Annotated in this window: 24 protein-coding genes; 17 read left to right on the plus strand and 7 right to left on the minus strand. The window is 47.1% G+C overall.

Going from position 1 to position 18,885, the window contains the following annotated elements:
- Positions 1 to 126 precede the first annotated feature (126 nt).
- The 8 genes from traM to BT_RS24205 all read left to right on the plus strand — a co-directional run bounded on the left by traM (position 127) and on the right by BT_RS24205 (position 5,266).
- Positions 127 to 894 carry a conjugative transposon protein TraM gene (gene traM / locus BT_RS24170; protein WP_225011980.1) on the plus strand — a complete coding sequence of 256 codons (768 nt, stop codon included), beginning with the start codon at positions 127 to 129 and terminating at the stop codon, positions 892 to 894.
- Positions 891 to 1,988: a conjugative transposon protein TraN gene (traN, locus tag BT_RS24175; protein WP_005842179.1), complete on the plus strand. Its 1,098-nt coding sequence runs from the start codon at positions 891 to 893 to the stop codon at positions 1,986 to 1,988. The genes traM and traN overlap by 4 nt, the downstream gene beginning before the upstream one ends.
- Positions 1,989 to 2,097: 109 nt before the next feature.
- On the plus strand, positions 2,098 to 2,538 hold the full coding sequence (locus BT_RS24180; RefSeq protein WP_225011979.1) for a M23 family metallopeptidase: 441 nt from the start codon (positions 2,098 to 2,100) through the stop codon (positions 2,536 to 2,538).
- Entirely contained in the window at positions 2,525 to 2,734 is a 210-nt protein-coding gene (locus tag BT_RS24185) for a helix-turn-helix transcriptional regulator (RefSeq protein ID WP_005842174.1), read from the plus strand. The genes BT_RS24180 and BT_RS24185 overlap by 14 nt, the downstream gene beginning before the upstream one ends.
- Positions 2,735 to 2,744: 10 nt before the next feature.
- Positions 2,745 to 3,452 (plus strand): hypothetical protein, encoded by a 708-nt coding sequence (locus BT_RS24190; protein WP_007659494.1) that lies wholly within the window; start codon positions 2,745 to 2,747, stop codon positions 3,450 to 3,452.
- 4 nt (positions 3,453 to 3,456) lie between these two features.
- Positions 3,457 to 3,963 (plus strand): conjugal transfer protein TraO, encoded by a 507-nt coding sequence (locus tag BT_RS24195; protein ID WP_005842170.1) that lies wholly within the window; start codon positions 3,457 to 3,459, stop codon positions 3,961 to 3,963.
- A gap of 18 nt (positions 3,964 to 3,981) precedes the next feature.
- The gene (locus tag BT_RS24200) at positions 3,982 to 4,437 is read left to right on the plus strand and encodes a DUF4425 family protein (RefSeq protein WP_007659490.1); all 456 of its coding nucleotides are present in this window, start codon (positions 3,982 to 3,984) and stop codon (positions 4,435 to 4,437) included.
- A 523-nt stretch (positions 4,438 to 4,960) separates the two neighbouring features.
- Positions 4,961 to 5,266 (plus strand): hypothetical protein, encoded by a 306-nt coding sequence (locus BT_RS24205; RefSeq protein WP_005783170.1) that lies wholly within the window; start codon positions 4,961 to 4,963, stop codon positions 5,264 to 5,266.
- Between the two features lie 82 nt (positions 5,267 to 5,348).
- Here the strand turns inward: BT_RS24205 and BT_RS24210 are convergent, their stop codons facing one another.
- From BT_RS24210 to BT_RS24225, 4 genes are all read right to left on the minus strand, one after another.
- A complete protein-coding gene (locus BT_RS24210; RefSeq protein ID WP_007659487.1) occupies positions 5,349 to 5,792 on the minus strand; it encodes a hypothetical protein in 444 nt (147 codons plus the stop codon).
- 339 nt (positions 5,793 to 6,131) lie between these two features.
- Positions 6,132 to 6,368, minus strand: coding sequence for a winged helix-turn-helix domain-containing protein (locus BT_RS24215; protein WP_007659486.1), 237 nt, complete (start codon positions 6,366 to 6,368; stop codon positions 6,132 to 6,134).
- A gap of 124 nt (positions 6,369 to 6,492) precedes the next feature.
- On the minus strand, positions 6,493 to 6,693 hold the full coding sequence (locus tag BT_RS24220; protein ID WP_007659485.1) for a winged helix-turn-helix domain-containing protein: 201 nt from the start codon (positions 6,691 to 6,693) through the stop codon (positions 6,493 to 6,495).
- 173 nt (positions 6,694 to 6,866) lie between these two features.
- Positions 6,867 to 7,193: a hypothetical protein gene (locus BT_RS24225; RefSeq protein ID WP_007659484.1), complete on the minus strand. Its 327-nt coding sequence runs from the start codon at positions 7,191 to 7,193 to the stop codon at positions 6,867 to 6,869.
- 765 nt (positions 7,194 to 7,958) lie between these two features.
- Here BT_RS24225 and BT_RS24235 point away from each other — a divergent pair.
- From BT_RS24235 to BT_RS24245, 3 genes are read left to right on the plus strand one after another with little or no spacing between them, the layout of a single operon-like run.
- The gene (locus tag BT_RS24235; protein ID WP_008778072.1) at positions 7,959 to 9,251 is read left to right on the plus strand and encodes a DUF3575 domain-containing protein; all 1,293 of its coding nucleotides are present in this window, start codon (positions 7,959 to 7,961) and stop codon (positions 9,249 to 9,251) included.
- Complete coding sequence (locus BT_RS24240; protein ID WP_007856438.1) at positions 9,248 to 10,168, plus strand: DUF5119 domain-containing protein; 921 nt, start codon at positions 9,248 to 9,250, stop codon at positions 10,166 to 10,168. The genes BT_RS24235 and BT_RS24240 overlap by 4 nt, the downstream gene beginning before the upstream one ends.
- Before the next feature lie 43 nt (positions 10,169 to 10,211).
- The gene (locus BT_RS24245) at positions 10,212 to 11,333 is read left to right on the plus strand and encodes a fimbrillin family protein (RefSeq protein ID WP_007659518.1); all 1,122 of its coding nucleotides are present in this window, start codon (positions 10,212 to 10,214) and stop codon (positions 11,331 to 11,333) included.
- A 188-nt stretch (positions 11,334 to 11,521) separates the two neighbouring features.
- Here the strand turns inward: BT_RS24245 and BT_RS24250 are convergent, their stop codons facing one another.
- Complete coding sequence (locus tag BT_RS24250; protein ID WP_005648607.1) at positions 11,522 to 11,779, minus strand: hypothetical protein; 258 nt, start codon at positions 11,777 to 11,779, stop codon at positions 11,522 to 11,524.
- Between the two features lie 4 nt (positions 11,780 to 11,783).
- On the minus strand, positions 11,784 to 12,542 hold the full coding sequence (locus tag BT_RS24255) for a ParA family protein (RefSeq protein WP_005648604.1): 759 nt from the start codon (positions 12,540 to 12,542) through the stop codon (positions 11,784 to 11,786).
- Between the two features lie 287 nt (positions 12,543 to 12,829).
- On the opposite strand from BT_RS24255, the gene BT_RS24260 reads away from it, so the two are divergent.
- The 5 genes from BT_RS24260 (at position 12,830) to BT_RS24280 (ending at position 16,678) form a co-directional block, all read left to right on the plus strand.
- Complete coding sequence (locus BT_RS24260; protein ID WP_004327465.1) at positions 12,830 to 13,159, plus strand: hypothetical protein; 330 nt, start codon at positions 12,830 to 12,832, stop codon at positions 13,157 to 13,159.
- Positions 13,160 to 13,162: 3 nt separating this feature from the next.
- Positions 13,163 to 13,993 (plus strand): virulence RhuM family protein, encoded by an 831-nt coding sequence (locus tag BT_RS24265; RefSeq protein ID WP_005648596.1) that lies wholly within the window; start codon positions 13,163 to 13,165, stop codon positions 13,991 to 13,993.
- A gap of 13 nt (positions 13,994 to 14,006) precedes the next feature.
- Positions 14,007 to 14,645 carry a recombinase family protein gene (locus tag BT_RS24270; protein ID WP_005648594.1) on the plus strand — a complete coding sequence of 213 codons (639 nt, stop codon included), beginning with the start codon at positions 14,007 to 14,009 and terminating at the stop codon, positions 14,643 to 14,645.
- Between the two features lie 103 nt (positions 14,646 to 14,748).
- Positions 14,749 to 16,257: a Fic family protein gene (locus BT_RS24275; RefSeq protein ID WP_011109635.1), complete on the plus strand. Its 1,509-nt coding sequence runs from the start codon at positions 14,749 to 14,751 to the stop codon at positions 16,255 to 16,257.
- A gap of 22 nt (positions 16,258 to 16,279) precedes the next feature.
- Positions 16,280 to 16,678, plus strand: coding sequence for a hypothetical protein (locus BT_RS24280; protein ID WP_005648588.1), 399 nt, complete (start codon positions 16,280 to 16,282; stop codon positions 16,676 to 16,678).
- 180 nt (positions 16,679 to 16,858) lie between these two features.
- On the opposite strand, the gene BT_RS24285 is transcribed toward BT_RS24280, so the two are convergent.
- Positions 16,859 to 17,209 (minus strand): hypothetical protein, encoded by a 351-nt coding sequence (locus tag BT_RS24285; protein ID WP_162303076.1) that lies wholly within the window; start codon positions 17,207 to 17,209, stop codon positions 16,859 to 16,861.
- 487 nt (positions 17,210 to 17,696) lie between these two features.
- On the opposite strand from BT_RS24285, the gene BT_RS24295 reads away from it, so the two are divergent.
- Positions 17,697 to 18,713 carry an ArdC family protein gene (locus tag BT_RS24295; RefSeq protein WP_011109637.1) on the plus strand — a complete coding sequence of 339 codons (1,017 nt, stop codon included), beginning with the start codon at positions 17,697 to 17,699 and terminating at the stop codon, positions 18,711 to 18,713.
- The last annotated feature ends 172 nt before the right edge of the window (positions 18,714 to 18,885 follow it).

The raw sequence follows: 18,885 nt of genomic DNA on the forward strand, positions 1-18,885 counted from the left end.
ACTATGGATAAGGCCACGAAAACAAAAATAATCCTGTTCGCATCCCTGGGGATCTTCGTGCTGGTGGTGCTGGCCGTTACGCTGGCACTGACCGGGAAAGGGGACAACCGGGAAGAGGACGGGAGCGTGAACACTTCGCTTAGGGCACAGCAGCAAAGCGATTTTACCCTGGACGATATGATGAATACGGACGGACGGCCGGAGTACGAGAATTTTACCGATGAAGTGTACCGGGAACGTTCGGGAGCTATGTACCGGGAAGATCCGGAAGTGATAGCCTTGCAGGAACAGTTAAGGCAGAACCAGAGAGCCGACAGTCTGAAAGCGGCCGCAGCCATGAAACGGAGAACGGCGAAAGCCCGGCCGAAAAAGGAAACGCCGAAGAAGGAAGAGCCTGAAAGGACAGTAGGACGTTTCTTTTCGGGGGAAGAACCGGAGAACAAGGGAAACACGATAGAGGCCATTGTGTCGGGCGATCAGAAGATCACGAACGGGAGCGTGATAAAACTTGTCACGCTCCAAGAAATGCAACTGCCCGGCGGCATGGTGATTAACAAGGGGACGGCCGTTTTCGGGGTGGTGAAGCTCGCACAGGACAGGATCAATATAACGGTTGAATCCGTCCGGATCGGGAACAGCATCTATGAGATGCAAAAGACCGTGTACGACAGGGACGGACTGCCCGGTATATATGTGCCCTTGAACATCAAGGCGGAAGCGACAAAGGAGGCGGCCGACGAGGTGGTTAGCGATATGAACGTTACCTCTTACGGGACGGACGTTCTAAGTACGGGGGTTAATGCGGTGAGCAATGCGGCAAAGAGCGTGTTCCGGAAGAAGAACAACCAGGTCGTTGTCACCGTGAAGTCGAACTATAAACTATATCTGAAATGAAAGCTATTTGTTCTTTTATCCTGGCGTTGGCCGTTTCCTCGGCCGGGGCGCAGATCCGCCCGGTGGAAAGCCTGCCTATCGCAGTGAATTATTCCAAGACGATACATCTTGTATTCCCCTCGGCCGTGAAGTATAACCAGGCCGTTACGGACTTCGTGGCCGTCGATAACCCGGAGAGCGTGCCTAATATCTTGCGCATAAAGGCCAACCGGAAAAGTTTCAGCAAGCAGACGACCGTCAGCGTGGCGACCGAGGGAGGTTTTTTCTATTCGTTTAACGTGACCTATGCCGACAGCCTGGAGCATACGAACTATTTCCTGCCCGATATGTCGAGCATACGGCCGGACACTATCTATCTGAATGAGGTGTCGCAAACGCACCTGATCGCACCGGAAAAGGTGATTTATATAGATTACGGCGATACCTGCATACAGGTAAGCAAGGCCGAGAATACCGAGAATATCGTGCGAATGATCGCAGCCACGGGAAAGGTGGAGGAATTTCCCAGGCAGACAAACGTGTCGCTGGCGACCGAAGGGGGGAAGTTCTACACGTTCAACGTGGATTATCGGCAGCAGCCGGAGGCGTTCGTCTATGAGATAGGGGAGAAACGGCCGGAGAAAAAGGCGAACGTGATCCTGACCGACAACATTATCCCGGCCGGGGAAAGGGATCAGGTCATGAGCCGGGTATATAACGCAAAAAGGGGGATATTCAACAAGGGGATCGTTCGCAACAAGATCGTTTTCTCCGTGAACAACCTGCATATATATGATAACTTGCTCCTGTTTACCTTTGAGATCGAGAACAAAAGCAAACTGCCTTATGATATAGATTATATCCGGTATTACATCATCGACAAGAAAACGGCCAAGCTGACCGCATCCCAGGAAGTGGATCAGCAGGCTTTGTTCTCGGAGAATTATTCGCCCAGGATAGAGGGGAACGGCCGGATGAAATACGTGATCGCTTTCGATAAGTTCACCATTCCGGACGAGAAAGTTTTCCGTATCGAGATCAACGAGAAGAACGGAGGCCGTCACGTTCTTTTTGACCTGGAGAACAGCGACATCGTGAATGTGGAGGATATTTAGCCTTGCGATCCTTGCGCTGATCCCTGTCGGCCGGGTGGGGGCGCAGGACAAACGTTCGCTGATCGTGGAGGTGTTGCAGACCGCAGGGGATTACGGGGACATCGCCCCGGTGTGGGGGATCGTCCAAAAGGACGGGGATATTTACCGTTTCGTCCCCTCTGTCGCACCCCTGAAAGAGAAATACCGGATCTCCGACCGTTACGGCTACCGGACGCATCCGATAAGCGGTGAAAGGCAGTTTCACGCAGGCCTGGATATGGCGGCGGTGTATGCGGCTACCGTACACGCCGCAGCCAGTGGGACGGTGACGTTCGCAGGTGAAACGCCCGGATATGGGAAAACGGTAGTCGTTACGCACCGTTTCGGATTTCAGACCAGATACGCACATCTGACACTCATTTACACCCGGAAAGGTGCGAAGGTGGAAAAGGGGGACGTGATCGGGTTCGTGGGAAGCACCGGGATAAGTACCGGGAATCATTTGCATTATGAGGTGATAAAAAACCAAAAGAGAATAAACCCTTTAAATTTCATTTATGGAACTAAGTAATGAATTGAAAGTAGAAAGGATCAGGCTAAGCCTGACGGCGAAAAGCGTTGCCGAGGAAATGGGGATCAGCCGCCAGCAGCTTTGCAACATCGAGCAGTCGGAAACCGCCCCCGTGGTGGTGAAATACATCGCTTTTCTAAGGAGCAAAGGGGTGGATCTGAACGCTCTGTTTGACCGTATTATCGTGAACAAATAAAATAAATCGTATGAGAAAATTAGTTACCGCCTTGTGCGCTTTGGTCTTTTTGTCGTCTTGCGACGACGAACTGAAACTTGTCAGCCGGGATTTTTCCGTGACGCTGAAAAGTATAGACGGCAATACGGCCGTAGTGGGGAAGCCCATTAATTGCACCCTTACGATCTCGGATCTCGATCCGGACAACGGGGATCAGATATTGACACGCTTTGAGGTCAGGGACGGGGACGGCGTTATCCTGGTGGATAACAACGAATACAGCCCCGGAGAAACGTTTGAATATGATTTCAAGGCAAACAATCGGCTGGATTTCGATTTTATCCCGGCAACCGAGGGAGAGGCGTATATCGTCATGGGGGTAGCCAGCGAACTGGTGACACGATCCGACAGCATCAAACTGAAAGTTTCCAGCCCGGAGATAAACATACGTTTCCAGAACGTGCCGGATCTTATGCTGGTATCGGAGGAAGCGGAATTTTATTTGCAGCTTGATACGGAACTTTACGGGGTGAAAGCGTCGGCCAGGTTCGTAAAGGGAAGCGGCCGGGTGTATATTTCCGGGTATGATGCGACAAGGGGCGAGGGCGTGGCACTGGAAAAAAACAACCTGGTGACGTTCCGGCCGGATGCGACCGGGCAGGCGGTGATCGAGTTTACCGTTTCAAGCCGTTACGGTCTGCCAGTGAAAGAGAATGTAACGATACAAGTAAATCAATGAGGTTATGAGAAAAATTGCCGTATTATCGCTCTTTTTGTGCCTGGTGGCCGTGTGCAGGGCACAATATATCGGAAGCCAGTATATGAACGTGAAGCTGGGCTATATCGTGGATGAAAGTCAGGTGCAGGGGACGTTCGGTTTTGGAAAGGTGTACAAGGCTTTCAAGGTGGGGGCAAACCTTAATTACCGGAATCTAAACCGGGATCTGGTAAAGGCAAACACCGTGACGGTCGGCCCGGAGCTGGCCTATTACGCCCTGAAAGGACGGAAATTCTCGCTCCTGGGGATCGCAGCCGGGACGATCGGCTACCAGAAAGCCAAGGCGAAAAGCGATCTTGTGTACCTGGAGAAAAGCAAGGCTTTCGTGTATGGGTACGAGGTCGGGATAAGGCCGGAAATGTTGCTAAGCCCGAAAGTGGCTCTTTTTGCCGAATACAGGTTTGAAATGTTGTTTAACTCCATTCTCCGGAATAACAACCATGTCGGTCTGGGGTGCGTGATCTATTTATAAACTTAAATAATTGAAGGTATGAGAAAGTATTTGTATTTGTCAGCCGTATGCGTGTGCATGGCATTGTGTTTCGTCGGTTGCAGCAAGGACGACGACGAACCGGGAGGAAAAGGGGCGATGTATGAGGTAACGATCGAGCAGTCGGGAGATTTCCGCAGCTTCATTAAGTCGGTCGTGGTAGTCGCCAACGGTACGCAGTTGAAAGACGGGGCGACGGGGGAAAGCCTCGCAAGCCCGGTGATTCTAAGCGATGAAGAACTGGCCGTCGAAAAGGTGACGTTAAGCACGACGGGAAAGGCGATCGAGTTTGCCGTTTCCGGTGGTGTCGTGGACGGAGAGGACGGCGTTGTGAACGAGCCGATGCAGTGGGTAGTGACCGTTTACAAAAACGGAAAGGAGATCGAGAAAAAGAGCCTTGTTTTCCGGGACGGGAAGGAGATAAGTACGGATGATCTTAATCTGTATTATAATTGACGTGACGGCCTGAATGTCCCCCGGATGAATGTTCGGGGGATTCTTTTTCTTTTGGGCGTTCCCGTGGGACGGTCGGGCTTTACGCTCCAAGTCCTCGCCTAAAGGCTGTGGGCTTTACTCTGCAATCCCTAACGCAATTTTGGGTGTCCGCTTTGTCATTCTGTTACCGGGATTTGTCTGCATGGTGGGAGAACCGCACCGATCAGCCAGGCACGCAATATCATTTTGTCATTGCCAGCAGGCTGTTTTTATGGTGTAACGCTCCGATATTGCTTTCTTTTTGATAGATATGCAAATGCAAGAAGCCCCCCGGCGAAAACCCCGCCGGAGGCAATTATAGAAAGTCTGTGTATCATTTCCACAAAATGTGGAAATGATACACAGATAACAGTTCTTCAATAAATATATGTGTTTTTTGTATGCTTTTGATTATCAGGTATATATGACTTGTTTATTTGTTTGGCACAATGTTTGTTCTTTGTCTTTCAGAAACCATATGTTAAATATTTAAATAGATTGGATTATGAAAAAGGTATTATTTGCAGTAGCACTTGTTATGGGATTGGGTAGTTCAGTGGCATTCGCCGGCAACATGGTATCGGATGTTGAGATTGTGGTAATGGTGAACGATTATAAGCCAATCGAGGTAAAGGATCTGCCGCAGGCGGTTCAGGACACGATCAAGAAGGATTTCGCAGACCTGACAATCAAGGAAGCCGCAGTTGAGGAAAGCGAGGAAGGCACAAAGACCTACAAGGTGACATTTACCGATGCAGAAGGCACGGACAGCGAAGTGTTCTTCAACGAGAAGGGCGAAGTCCTGAAATAAAGCAAATGAACAGCAAAAAGAGAATTCAATTAAACTGTGTCAGCAAAATTAATATTTTATTGCTTTGCTGACACAGTTTGTTTTACAGCCCCTCCGGTTCCGGTGACTTGTAAGGCTTGAAAGCAACCCGAACCTCCTTATGCTCATCGATGACGAAAGTCTGCTCCGGCTCCACAGAACGAATAATGACGCCATTGACTTTCCAATACATGATTGTCCATGATTTGGAATGGGTAGCACGAAAATGCACCGTTGTGCCTTTCGCTATTTCAGCCGGAGAGATCAATTCTCCTATCTTTTCCGCAGCCGTATTTTCCAACTCCGGTTTAGCCGAAAGCTGACCTTCACCCTGATCCACACCAAATGCCAGCACTACTTTTTCCACTGCGGGAGGAAGAGGAGGATCTTCATCATTGTCACAAGAAACCGCAAATAGCGTAAGCCCATACAACAAAACAACGACAAAAGAGAGATAACCGATCTGTCTCATTAAGCCGATTTCTTTTTTTTCCATAGCAGTTTTCATAAGCTTATTTTTTGTTTACGACCGCATAAAGATAACAATTTGTTGGCTAAAAGGGTTTATTAAATATAGTGTTTATCACTTAATGATTTAAGGTTAATATCCTGTAGGTTGCAGGGAGAACAAACGGGAACAGCCGTTCCCGCCCCTTTCGGATTGTATGCCAGCACCCCTAAAAAATGCCTTGTCAAAGACAAGTAGTAACACGCCTGTGTTACGTTTTCGACTTTTCAGCCGTCCGACCGCCACCCCGTCCGATTTGACTTGCCTTTGAGGTTATATATGCAAATGCAGGAAGCCCCCAGCGAAAACCCCGCCGGGGGCAATATTTTTAAACAGGCTTTAAAAATACACGTTCAGCATAAGGTATAAAAAGACGTTCTTATCCTTAGTGCTGTGGTGTTCAAGTTCGAATTGGATTTTGTCCTCACGTGCGAGCCAACCTATTGCGCTGGCAGCTTCCAGGTCATTGAACCCTGTTGCATCCTTGACTTCTTGTAAAGTCCATTTTCGGTGTACGTCTGTGCTTAATAAGCGCCAGAGTTTCCCTGCGTTCTCTCCGATGATGTGCTTATCCATACTTTGTTATTTGTTATAAATTGATAAATGGTTTCAAATGGATAATGAAAAGCACTTTTACATCAATAGTGTTACGCACTGCAAACATTCCAGCGTTTATCGTTTATCCTTTTGATACGTTGTATCACTCTTTCCTGATATACAGCAAACCGTTTCGCCGTTCGATGTATATCTTATTCTCACGTGCGAGCCACCCGGCGGCGAGTGCGGTTTCATCAGCCGCAAAATTTAGCCTTCTCGCAAGCTCGGCAATGGTTATAAGTCCGGTTTCTCCTAATTTTTCAAAGATGATCCCGGCTTTAAATCCTATATTTGCTTTTTCCATGATAAAGTTTATATTTTAATGGTTCAAAAATATGTATATATTTTATTATTCAAAGCGTGTAGAAATACAAATTAGAATTTACCCCGTTAATAAATTTTAACAATATAGATATTACGTTCTATTCATTTCATTTTGCGGATGAAAAGAACTTTACAACTCTATCTTATAGGGGGTTAATTTAGTAATACCTTACTGAAAAACAACGCTCTGAAACATTCCCTGTCACCGTTAAACAGGCACAAATATCTCCCCTTTACATCCTCAAAGAAGATATAATACAGGCAGGAATTAATGCCGAATCTATTTGTTCCGATGATCTTTGCATGGCTTAATTTTTGGCGTACTTGTTTTTCCGTCAGCCCTTCGATGTATATCAACCCTTTCATGTTTCCCATTTGTCCGGGGGTGATCTTAAGCGAACTAAGTAGTTCTTTGAGGTCAAACAGCTTAGGAGTGTTTGACAAGCAGTTTAGGGACTGTTTTCGCTGTGTCTTTTCCATTGCTATAAGGATTTCGCTTGTGCCCTACACCAAGCCAATAAACATAAAAAAAGCGGAAGGGCATTCGCCTATCCGCAAGCGAGGGAGTCCAAGCCCTATACACACAAACAGGAGATACCCCCCGCATATCACGGGGAGCATTTATCTGTTTCTCTGTGTATAATGCAATTTTTGGACTTTTCGCTTGCACAGAAATCAGCTAAACGCTTTTTTTCTCAAAATGTAAAAACACGGTCGGTTTACGACCGCACAAAGATAACAAATTGTTGGCTAAAAGGGTTTACGAACCTTTTATTTTTTTGCCCTATTATCTTAAATTCAGTGTTTATGAAATACCAAGTTCTTTTTGAACATCCTTGTTTGCAGATGAAAAGATACTTTTGCAGTACCTTAATGTTGTCCGCATGGTGGGAGAACCGTACCGATCAGCCGGGTGCGCAATATCATTTTATAATAACCGATAGGTTGTTTTTATGGTGTAACGCCCCGATATCGCTTTCTTTTTTTGTATCTTTATGTAGAAAATATTGCGTATTAACTGTTAATTTCGAAAAATGATGTATCTTTGCGGCTTTCAAAATTGTAAGTATAGAATTTATAATTAAAATATTAGGTTTCAAAAGTATAAAGGTTTTTGGTTAGTTGCTCTTTCTGGGGTAGCAGATATTTTATAGTAAGTTATATGCAAAAAAAACAGAAAAAAGTTGGAAATATTGATTTTTTTTATAAACACACACACACACACACACACACACACACACGAGTGTGTGTAGAAACCTATATTTAAGACTTTTCAAGGTAATTCTCCTTTCTTTTTTATCGTGTTCCGTTCTTTTCGTTTCCGCTCAAGAGACACGGGATTCCGTGAAAATATATTTCCACAAGGGTAGAACGGAAATAGATCTCTCTTTACGGGATAACAGGCGGTCGTTAGAGAAGATCAGCCGCCGGATATTGGAATACAGGCCGGACACGGCTTTCTCTATCTGCAAGATTATGGTGGTCGGTGCGGCGTCCCCCGAGGGGAGCATCGAACTGAACAGGCGTTTGTCTGAACTAAGGGCGAAACGTTTGTTCGATCACGTGTGCGGTTACTCGCCGCTACCCGACACGCTGAAAACGTCGGTATTCGTGGGGCGTGACTGGAGGGGATTGCTGCGTTTGGTGGAGAATGATCCCGGAATGCCCGGTAAATCGGAAACGGTGGAGCTTCTGCAAGGTATTGTTTCCGAGGTGGAAGCAAGTGGAAACGGGGAGAACAAGATAAATGAATTGAAACGCTTGCGGTACGGCATCCCATATCGGTACATGTATCGGAATTTGTTTCCGGATCTTCGTGCATCTTGTTTGTATATTTGGTATGAATCGAAACGGAAGTCGTTCCCTGCCATGCAGGTTATCTCCCACCTGCATGATACATTGTACTTACCTTGTAAGCTTTCTCCGTTCGGTGGAGAAACGGGCGGTTTCCAGTCTGGGGAAAAACATGGGCCTTTTTACATGGCCGTGAAAACGAACATGCTTTATGATGCGTTGCTTGTGCCGAATATAGGGGTGGAGTTTTACGTCGGAAAGAACTGGTCCTTGGCCGGGAATTGGATGTATGCCTGGTGGAAAAGCGACCGGCACCATAACTACTGGCGGCTCTATGGCGGGGATCTGGAAGTGCGCCGCTGGTTTGGCAGGAAAGCGTCGGAAAAACCGCTTGCAGGGCATCACATCGGTCTCTACGGTCGGATATTCACCTACGACTTCGAGACCGGGGGGACGGGCTACATGGGCGGCAAGCCTGGCGGTACGCTTTGGGATAAGATGAACTATTCGGTAGGTCTGGAGTATGGTTATTCGCTGCCCGTCGCCCGTCGTCTGAATCTGGATTTCGTCATCGGTGTGGGCTATTGGGGTGGAGAATACCATAAATATGCCCCTATCGACGGCCATTATGTCTGGAAGGAGACCCGACGGCGCCACTGGTTTGGTCTCACGGAGGCGGAGATTTCGCTCGTATGGCTCTTGGGCCGTGGCAACTACAACGAGAAGAAAGGAGGCAGGCAGTGATACTGATACGCTTTAGTCTGGTGTTCATATTTTTATGGATGGGACTGACGGCTTGTGAGCATAAGGATTTATGTTACGATCATCCGCACTTTGCCACGGTGCGGGTAGTATTCGACTGGACCAAGATTTCCAATCATGACAAGCCTGAAGGCATGAGGGTCGTATTTTATCCGACCGATGATGAAAGCAACACGTGGATATTTGATTTCCCCGGAGGAGAGGATGGGGAAGTGGAGCTCCCCGAGAATGATTACCGGGTAATTTGCTTCAACTACGATACCGACGGGATGGTTTGGAAAGAAAACGGCAGTTACACGCTTTTTACTGCCGATACGCGTGATGTTCGGTCGCCGGATAACCAGACAATGGCCGTCACCCCACCCTGGCTGTGTGGCGACCATATAGACAGAGTTATCCTCAAGGACATTCCGGAAGGAAGCACGAAGATAATACGGCTAACTCCCGTAAACATGGTATGTCACTACACGTATGAGGTGAACGGAATTCGGGGACTGGACAGGGTGGCGGATTTGCGGGCCGCTCTTTCCGGCATGTCCGGCTCGCTTAACATGTCCGGCGACAGTTTGCCCGCCGATCTTTCGGAGAGCCTGCTCTTTGATGGAATGGTTTCACGGAATCAGATTATAGGCGGATTCTATACGTTTGGACATTCCGCACTTGAAGGAGAGCCCAATGTTTTCCGGCTGTATCTCAAGAACCGTTCAGGCAGCATGTCTGTATTGGAACAGGACGTGAGCGACCAAGTGCATGATGTCCCGGTAGCGGGGCATATCGGTGATGTGCATCTGGTGTTGAATTTTGATTATGAGGTACCATCCGAGCCGGGAAGTGGCGGTCCGGGATTTGATGTGGACGTTGATGATTGGGATGATGTGAATGTGGATATAGTGTTGTAATCGAGTTTTATTAATTATATTTATTAACAATTTTATTCATTTTATGAAAAAAAGTACAGTAATGCTTTGGGCAATCTTTGGAGTACTACTGATGAGTTGCTCAGAAGAGGAGATTGCGAATGTGGAAACCTCCTCACGAAATGCGATTGGTTTTAACGTGTTAAGTAATGCGGCGGAAACGAGGGCTACCCCTACTACCAACACCAACTTGAAGAACACCGATTTCGACGTGTTCGCTTTTACGGCGGATGGTACTGCCTTCATGGGAAAGAACGACACGGAATTTGAACATGACGGAGTGAAGATCGTGTACAAAAATGGTAAGTGGGATTATGACAATGCGAGCGACCTTCGTTATTGGCCTACCGAGGCTTTGGACTTTTACGCGTTCAATCCCGGAACGGTTAGTGAAGACATGATGGCGTTTTATAGTTGGGAAGCCACCAAGGATGTCCAAAAGATAAGTTATACCTGCATGGATGAGTATGGAAGCGGTACTACTCATGCAAACTACGACGTGATGTATGCCATGGCCAAAGGCCAGACAAAAGACATGAACAACGGAATAGTGAAATTTAATTTCAAACATATTCTGTCACAGGTCGTATTCAAAGCAAAGACCCAATACGATAACATGCAGGTGGACATCGACGTGATCAAGATTCATAATTTCAAATTTGCCGGCGCCTTCACATTGCCTGCGGCAGCCGATGGAACGGGAAGTTGGAGTTCGTCTGATTTAGCATTTCCACACGCATTTACCGTAGTGAAAAACGCAAACATCACGGTCAATAGCAATACCGAAGCTACCGATATTACCACAAATACTCCTATGCTGAATATACCACAGGAGCTGACTGCTTGGAAAGTTTCCGAAACAGCCACCAAAAGCAAGTTGGAGGCCGATAATGCGAAGCAATGTTATCTGGAGATCGCCTGCAAAATCCGGCAGTCCGGAGCTTATCTGTTGGGTTCAGCAAGCGAATACAAAACAATTTATGTTCCGTTCGGAGATACATGGGAACAGGGCAAGCGTCATATCTACACGTTGATTTTCGGTGGTGGTTATGATGATCAGGGAGAGGCTGTGTTGAATCCGATCCAGTTTGATGCAGAGACAACAGGCTGGGTTGATGCAGATAAAGACGTAAACGTCCAACCTTAATCCAAACGTTTATTAATATCGTACCCGTTGGCAGGTTAAACATACGCAAGATTAACCCTGCCAACGGGTTTTTTATAGGGAATCGCATTTTCAATATACTTTTTGATGTGTAGGGGTGCTTTTTGCGTACCTTTTTCCTGGAGAATTTCTTTTGTGGAGTGTTTGCCCTGTATATTCCCGATACGCTGTTATAGCAGGGAACTGTTTTTATCCAAGTAGTCAGATATAGCCTCTTGCAATACCGATTTTAGCGAATCGCCTTTGCGGATCGCGATCAGCTTTAAGTTCTGGTGATAGGTTTCGTCCATGACAAAATTACAATGCACGGTTTTCGCTTTCTTCGGCTTTTGAGCCTCTTTTTGCCCGGCCGTGGATTGGATCAGGCTGTCTAATCCCCCGGTCAGCCCGGCCGACATACTGTTTTTTAAATCGTTCTTCTTTGCCATATGGTTACTTTATTTCTGTTAGCAGTTCGTTACATACACCCTCGTAGTCCTCTGCCCCGGCAGATTTGGGGGCATAGTGAAAAATATCCTGCCCTTGTGTCGGGGCTTCGGCCAGCGCAATGGAGTTGCGTACATGGGTGCTGAACACTTTGCCCTGGAATGTTTCCTGTACCAGTTCCGAAACGCTCTTGTTCAGGTTCTTTCTTCCGTCGTACTGGGTTATCAGAACCCCGGCGATCGAAAGATCCGAGTTCAAACGTTGCTGCACCTTGTGGACTACCTGCATAAGTTTGGCCATTCCACGCATTGCCAGGAATTGAGCCTGAACCGGGATAATCAACCGATCCGAGGCCGTCAGTGCGTTAAGCGTGAGCAGCGACAGCGAGGGAGGACAGTCGATCAGGATATAATCGAATTTCTCCTTTTGGCCTTTGATAAGGTGGGCTAAGATAAGCTCCCGTCCGGCCTCGTTGATTAACTCCGTTTCAACGGCCGAGAGATCCAGGCAGGAGGGAACGACGCTAAGGCCGTCCTTATGCTCGTAGATCGGCAGGTCGTATTCGCCTTTCATCGCACCGTAGATCGTTTGGGGAAGCTCCGCAGAGAAGCCCAGCGATTCGGTCAGGTTGGCCTGCCCGTCAAGGTCGATCAAAAGAACCTTGTACCCTTTTTGACGTAACGCACCGCCCAGGTTGATCGTGGTTGTGGTCTTTCCTACTCCCCCCTTGTGATTCAATACGGAGATTACTTTTGCTTTGCTCATAAATTCAGTTTTTTAAATGGTTGTCATGTCCGCAAATATAGTTAAAATACTAATATACTAAAATACTAAAAGTAGTATTTTTCGTTTTTTGCGTGTTTTTTGTGCCGATCGGGGAAGCGTACCGAAATAAATCCTGTTTCCGTCTTTCGGTACGTTTTGTTTCTGTACCGGAATTAATCAAAGATTAGAATAACCATAAATGTTTTTATACGTTAATCATACGTATGTATATATGTATATATTTGTTTTTGAGTATCTTTGTGTGCTATAAATAAAAAATAAAAGACATGAGCACTTATTCGTATAAAAATCCGAAGTTTATAAATTCCCCTAAAGGGGTGGTTGAAGTTGTAGAAGTGATTTATGACGGCAAAGATGATCCGGCCTATTCACTGGCTATTATTAAATGGGAAAATACCTATAAATTAGGTATTCGTTGGAACATCGCTTATAGTGAATGGGACGATTACCGCAAACAGAACGGGCAAGATGAATGTATAGGTAATCCACAGTCGAGAGGTATTCCCACCTGGTTTGTTTTGCCCGATGATATGATGTTTGGTGAGAAGTTCAGCGGTGCGATGCAGAGGCTTGATGAATTAAGAAAAGGTAAGTAAGCAATGGAACAGGGAGAAATCATATTATACCAGCCGGATGAAGCGGTCAAGTTGGAAGTGAGGTTGGAAGATGAAACCGTTTGGCTGACACAAGAACAAATAGCCGACTTGTTCGGGACTAAAAGGCCAGCTATTACCAAACATTTGAACAACATTTACAAAAGCGGCGAACTTGATATAGATAGCACATGTTCCATTTTGGAACATATGGGTAATGACGGCAAACAGAGATATACTACTAAATATTATAATCTTGATGCGATTCTGTCAATAGGATATCGGGTTAATAGCAAGAACGCAACCCTTTTTAGGAAATGGGCGAATAGTGTATTAAAGGATTATCTTTTAAAGGGGTATTCCATTAATAAACGTTTGTCAGAACTTGAAAGGACTGTCGCTCAACATACCGAGAAGATAGATTTTTTCGTGCGTACTGCCTTGCCCCCGGTCGAAGGCATTTTTTATAACGGCCAGATTTTCGATGCGTACAAGTTCGCCACCGATCTGGTAAAGTCGGCCAGGCGTTCGATCGTGCTTATCGACAACTATGTGGACGAAACGGTCTTGCTCATGTTGAGTAAACGCAGCGTCGGTGTCTCGGCCACCATTTACACACAGCGTATCACGCAGCAACTCCAACTTGATCTTGACAGGCATAACAGCCAGTACCCACCTATCGACATCAGGACGTACCGGGACAGTCACGACCGTTTCCTGATCGTTGATGAAACGGACGTGTACCATATCGGAGCCTCGTTAAAGGATCTGGGGAAAAAGATGTTCGCTTTCTCAAAGCTGGATATTCCGGCGGCTGTGATAACTGACCTGTTATAATATCCCTTGTCTTATGAATGTGGTTATCTATTCACGTGTAAGCTCGCAGTCGGCCAGGCAATCGACCGAACGGCAGGTTGTCGATCTGGAGAGGTTCGCAGCCGGACGGGGGTACGAGGTGACGGCGGTCTTTGAGGAAAAGATAAGCGGACGAAAGGCCAATATCGAACGCCCGGTTTTAAGCCGTTGCCTGGAATACTGCACAGATCCGCAGAACCGGGTGGATATGCTGTTGCTGACCGAGATCTCACGCCTGGGGCGTTCCACCCTGGAGATACTAAAGGCACTCGATACGCTGCACACGCATAAAATATGCGTGTATATCCAAAACTTGAACCTGGAAACATTACGGCCGGACAAGACGGTAAACCCCTTGTCCTCTCTGATTACTACCCTATTGGGGGAACTGGCCGCAATCGAACGCCAGGGGATCATTGACCGCCTTAATAGCGGACGGGAGTTGTACATCCAGAAAGGGGGCAGGCTGGGACGGAAGCCGGGAAGCCGGAAAACGGCCGAACAGAGGAAAGAGGAATACCGGGAGGCGATCGCCTTGTTGAAGAAAGGCTACTCGATCCGGAACGTGGCGAAGCTCACGGGAAAGGCCGTTTCGACGATACAACAAGTAAAAAAAGACTTCATTAATAGCTGATTATCGGAACAAATATTGTATTTTTGCAACAAATACGAGTAAATGCACGTAATTAAAAACGAGTATTTGCACGAAAATAATCAGAATCTAAATAAAAACGGTTATGGCAACAATGGCGGAGAAAATGGCGGCTTCACTGGAGGAATTAAGAAAGCTCCAGGAGAAAGACCGCTGTGTCGTCCTGCAAGGGACGGCCGAGATAGGGAGGACGCATTTAACCCGGCTGTTGGATAACGGCTGGTTGCAGGAAGTAATGAAAGGCTGGTATATTGCGGCCAGGCCGGGAACAGAGGGGGACACGACGGTCTGGTACACCTCATTCTGGTATTTTATTGCGAAATACGCGGCCGTCCGGCTGGGGGAACAATGGTGCTTGACGGCCGACCAGTCGCTGGATCTGTATTCGGGGAAAACGACCGTGCCCGTACAGGTGGTTATCAAGTCGCCGAAAGGCCATAACAACACGCAAAAGCTGATGTATGATACCTCGCTTTTGGTGTTTCAAAGCGAGATTCCGGATCAGGTATATAAAGAGCCGGAATACGGCCTTAATCTCTATCCGCTTGCCGAAGCCCTGGTATATACCACGCCGAGATATTTCCAGGTGGAGAAGATCGCAGCCCGCACCTGCCTGGCCATGATACGGGACGCTGCCGATATATTAAAGGTACTGACGAAAAACGGGGCTTCGCTTCGTGCCGGAAGAATAGCCGGGGCGTTCCGGAACATCGGGAACAGCGAAATCGCCGACAGCATCGTTTCCACGATGCGGGGGTTCGGGTATGACGTGAGAGAAGAAGATCCGTTCGAGGATCAGCCACGAACGCCCCTTGTTTATGAGGTGTCGCCTTACGTCACACGCTTGCGCCTGATGTGGGAGAACATGAGGGATAAGGTTGTAGAACTGTTTCCCGAAGCCCCTGGAAAGATTGATGACGTGGAGGGGTATTTGAGATCCGTCGATGAAAAGTATTCGGAGGACGCTTATCATTCTCTCTCGATCGAGGGATATAGGGTTTCCCCGGAACTGATCGAGAAAGTGCGTGTCGGGAACTGGAAGCCGGAGGAAGAAGATAAGGAGCATAAAAACGCACTGGTGGCACGTGGGTATTACCAGGCGTTCCAGGCTGTCAGGGGGACGATCGCCGATATACTGAAAGGAAAGAACGCAGGGGAAGCGGTAAGGGCGGATCATCCGGTCTGGTATATGCAGATGTGGATGCCGTTCGTTACGGTGGGGATCTTGCAAAGGGAGGATCTTGTGGGTTATCGTACCGGGCAGGTCTATATACGGGGATCGCAACATATCCCGTTGAACCCGAAAGCGGTCAGGGACGCTATGCCCGTCCTTTTCGATCTCTTGAAGAATGAGCCGCACCCGGCGGTAAGGGCTGTCTTGGGACACTTCTTTTTCGTGTATATTCACCCCTATATGGACGGGAACGGGAGAATGGGACGGTTCGTCTTGAACGCCATGCTTGCGTCTGGAGGCTATAACTGGACGGTTGTTCCGGTGGAGCGTAGAAAAGAATATATGAAAGCGTTGGAAAAGGCCAGCGTGGAGGGGGATATTTCGGAGTTTACGAAAGTAATCGCATCATTGGTCAAGTAATGATATTTATAATAATGACAATATGAAATCAACGGAATATATCGAATGGGATAAACTGGAGCAGATCCCGTTCTGCCTTTGCCGGATCGCGGAGGATGAAGAAAACCAGGAAATAGATGTTTATTATCTGGATAAACGGGTTTGCCATGATTACGATCATGTGGGGCATTATTTTCGTACTGCGATAATCATGTTTAGAAGGATCAGGAACATAACGGCCGATTGGGTGAACCTCAAAAACCTTTGGTTGCTAAGGGACTGTATCAGGGAGAATTTTAATCATGGCCTGGAGGTGGACGATCTGATCTTCGGGGAAACATTCGACGGTGAGGATCCGGAAACTATAAAGCCGCTAACCAAAGAACGGCTGTTCAAGATTAAAAAGGTGATTCAGGAAAAAGATCCATACGCTACCGTATAGGGGGGGAGTATATAAAAACAAAACCCTGGAGTTTGTCTTGCGACAGGGACAACAGGGGATTACTACGCAAATATAGGGAGTATATCTCGTTTATACAAGGATTTTATGGCTTTTCTGGATTGATTTTAAAAAGAATAGAGGCTTGTTCCCTGGAATGTAGTATTTACTACTTTTAGTATTTTAGTATATTAGTACGCTTTTCTTTTGGAGGATTTGGGCGTTCCCGTAAACGGTCGGGCTTTCCGCCTCCAAGTCCTCGCCTAAAGGCTGTGGGCTTTCCACTGCAATCCCTAACGCATGAATACACCCACTCACCCGATTAAGGTAGGCTATTTCCGGATAGAGCCGTTCGGTGAAGCCAGCCGGATAAAAGCCGCCTGACTTTTCACTGATCGGCACAATCCGGGTACTCCGGTAGCCGATTGTCGAACCCGGTTTTAAACCCCCTTTCAGGGGAGAGAGGTATTTTAGTTTTTCCGGCGTGGCCGCCTTGCGTTTACCTTGACCGGGGTTTTTGTCTGCAAAGGTCAAACGTTTTTTTCCATATCCCAAGTTGAGCCGCAAGCGGCTTTTAGAAAAAATCTCCAGCCTGGCTAAAGCCAGGTAGTATTTTTCCTAAAAAACTTGTGCTATGGAAAAAAACGTTTGGGGTGTTCTCATACAAAAACCCCTCGGAACTCAAGGTAAACGCAAGATGACCACACCGACAGCCCCGAAAAACCAAAATGAGGTTGTCTTGATACAAAAACATCGGAATCTTAGGCATCCGCAAGGTTTTTTGGGGGGGAGAGGGTGCGAGGTGGGGAGTTTACTATCGGAAAAAATCAGGTAGTAAATACTAAATTTAGTATATACTAAAATACTACTTTTTCATATAATTATCTGATAAATAGTTAGTTAAATGTTGTTTAAATACTTGCATATCTCAAATAAAAGTGCTATATTAGAGGTATAGAAAAAGAGATAACAACCTTTAGAACTGGCTCACCCACCAGGATAAAGAACGGGGGACGTAGTTATGAAAACTGATTATTTCGACAAGGCAGCGCAACAGTTTGCAAATTTGATGATCGAGAAGATCCAGCAGGTAGAGGACAATTGGCAAAAGCCCTGGATCACCATTGCGGCGAATACACGCAATTTCTTTCCGCAGAACCTCACAGGACGCAGGTACACCGGAGGCAACGCCTTTTTACTCCTTTTCCTTTGCGAGAAATTCCAGTACCAGACACCCGTATTTATGACATTCAACCAGGCGAAAGAGGCTGGGATCTCCGTGCTGAAAGGATCGAAATCGTTTCCGGTCTATTACTTCCTTTTCTACGTGTACCACAAGGAAACACGCAAGAAAATAACCTTTGAGGAATACAAGGCGTTAAGCCGGGAGCAGCAACAGGAATACAACGTTATACCGACCTATAAATATTACTCGGTCTTTAACCTGGATCAGACCAATTTTTCGGACGTGAGGCCGGAAGAATGGGAAGCGTTAAGGGAGAAGTTCAGAGGGGGACAGGCAGAGCAGCCCGACGGGACAACCGGAGAGGCGCACCCCGAAATAGATGCCATGCTGGAGGCGAAAAGCTGGTTTTGCCCGATACGGGAGCAGCAAGGCGACAGGGCTTTCTATTCTCCTTTAGCCGATTATATCGTAGTGCCGCTTCGCTCGCAGTTCGTCGATATGCAGAGCTTTTACGAAACGCTTCTGCATGAAATGGGACATTCCACGGGACACCCCACCCGATTGAACCGGGATCTTGCGCACCCGTTCGGATCAGAGGAATACGGCAAGGAGGAATTAACGGCCGAGTTCGCCGCAGCCCTGGCAGGAATGTTTTTCGGGATAGCCGAACATATACGCACTGAAAACGCCGCTTATCTGAAAAGCTGGATAAAGGCGATCCGGGAAGAACCCAAGTTCATTTTAAACGTACTGGCCGACGCTATGAAAATTGTCAAGATGATAGCCGGGAAACTGGATATCTCCGTAGAAAGCGAGGAAACGGCCGCAGATGAAGCGGAACAGGTGGCATGATACAAGGAAGATCCCCCGAAAGGGGGACAGCCTTTCGGGGTGAGTTCTTTTTGGCACTCGCCCCAAAAAGAACCAAAAAACGCTTTGCCGCTACACTCCGTTTCGCTTTCATAGCTCTGATAATGCGTTTTTTGATTGGATAGATATATATTTGTAGATAAAATAATGTAAT

Source organism: Bacteroides thetaiotaomicron VPI-5482 (assembly GCF_000011065.1).
In the GTDB taxonomy this organism is placed as follows: domain Bacteria; phylum Bacteroidota; class Bacteroidia; order Bacteroidales; family Bacteroidaceae; genus Bacteroides; species Bacteroides thetaiotaomicron.

Bases quoted from the DNA above. Each gene is read 5' to 3' on its own strand.
- BT_RS24275 (WP_011109635.1), top strand. From the start codon at position 14,749: ATGGCAACAATGGCGGAGAAAATGGCGGCTTCACTGGAGGAATTAAGA.
- BT_RS24225 (WP_007659484.1), bottom strand. From the start codon at position 7,193: ATGGAAAAGACACAGCGAAAACAGTCCCTAAACTGCTTGTCAAACACT.
- BT_RS24270 (WP_005648594.1), top strand. From the start codon at position 14,007: ATGAATGTGGTTATCTATTCACGTGTAAGCTCGCAGTCGGCCAGGCAA.
- BT_RS24220 (WP_007659485.1), bottom strand. From the start codon at position 6,693: ATGGAAAAAGCAAATATAGGATTTAAAGCCGGGATCATCTTTGAAAAA.
- BT_RS24205 (WP_005783170.1), top strand. From the start codon at position 4,961: ATGAAAAAGGTATTATTTGCAGTAGCACTTGTTATGGGATTGGGTAGT.
- BT_RS24250 (WP_005648607.1), bottom strand. From the start codon at position 11,779: ATGGCAAAGAAGAACGATTTAAAAAACAGTATGTCGGCCGGGCTGACC.
- BT_RS24200 (WP_007659490.1), top strand. From the start codon at position 3,982: ATGAGAAAGTATTTGTATTTGTCAGCCGTATGCGTGTGCATGGCATTG.
- BT_RS24195 (WP_005842170.1), top strand. From the start codon at position 3,457: ATGAGAAAAATTGCCGTATTATCGCTCTTTTTGTGCCTGGTGGCCGTG.
- BT_RS24245 (WP_007659518.1), top strand. From the start codon at position 10,212: ATGAAAAAAAGTACAGTAATGCTTTGGGCAATCTTTGGAGTACTACTG.
- BT_RS24185 (WP_005842174.1), top strand. From the start codon at position 2,525: ATGGAACTAAGTAATGAATTGAAAGTAGAAAGGATCAGGCTAAGCCTG.
- traN (WP_005842179.1), top strand. From the start codon at position 891: ATGAAAGCTATTTGTTCTTTTATCCTGGCGTTGGCCGTTTCCTCGGCC.
- BT_RS24210 (WP_007659487.1), bottom strand. From the start codon at position 5,792: ATGAAAACTGCTATGGAAAAAAAAGAAATCGGCTTAATGAGACAGATC.
- BT_RS24190 (WP_007659494.1), top strand. From the start codon at position 2,745: ATGAGAAAATTAGTTACCGCCTTGTGCGCTTTGGTCTTTTTGTCGTCT.
- BT_RS24295 (WP_011109637.1), top strand. From the start codon at position 17,697: ATGAAAACTGATTATTTCGACAAGGCAGCGCAACAGTTTGCAAATTTG.
- BT_RS24215 (WP_007659486.1), bottom strand. From the start codon at position 6,368: ATGGATAAGCACATCATCGGAGAGAACGCAGGGAAACTCTGGCGCTTA.
- BT_RS24280 (WP_005648588.1), top strand. From the start codon at position 16,280: ATGAAATCAACGGAATATATCGAATGGGATAAACTGGAGCAGATCCCG.
- BT_RS24260 (WP_004327465.1), top strand. From the start codon at position 12,830: ATGAGCACTTATTCGTATAAAAATCCGAAGTTTATAAATTCCCCTAAA.
- BT_RS24265 (WP_005648596.1), top strand. From the start codon at position 13,163: ATGGAACAGGGAGAAATCATATTATACCAGCCGGATGAAGCGGTCAAG.
- BT_RS24255 (WP_005648604.1), bottom strand. From the start codon at position 12,542: ATGAGCAAAGCAAAAGTAATCTCCGTATTGAATCACAAGGGGGGAGTA.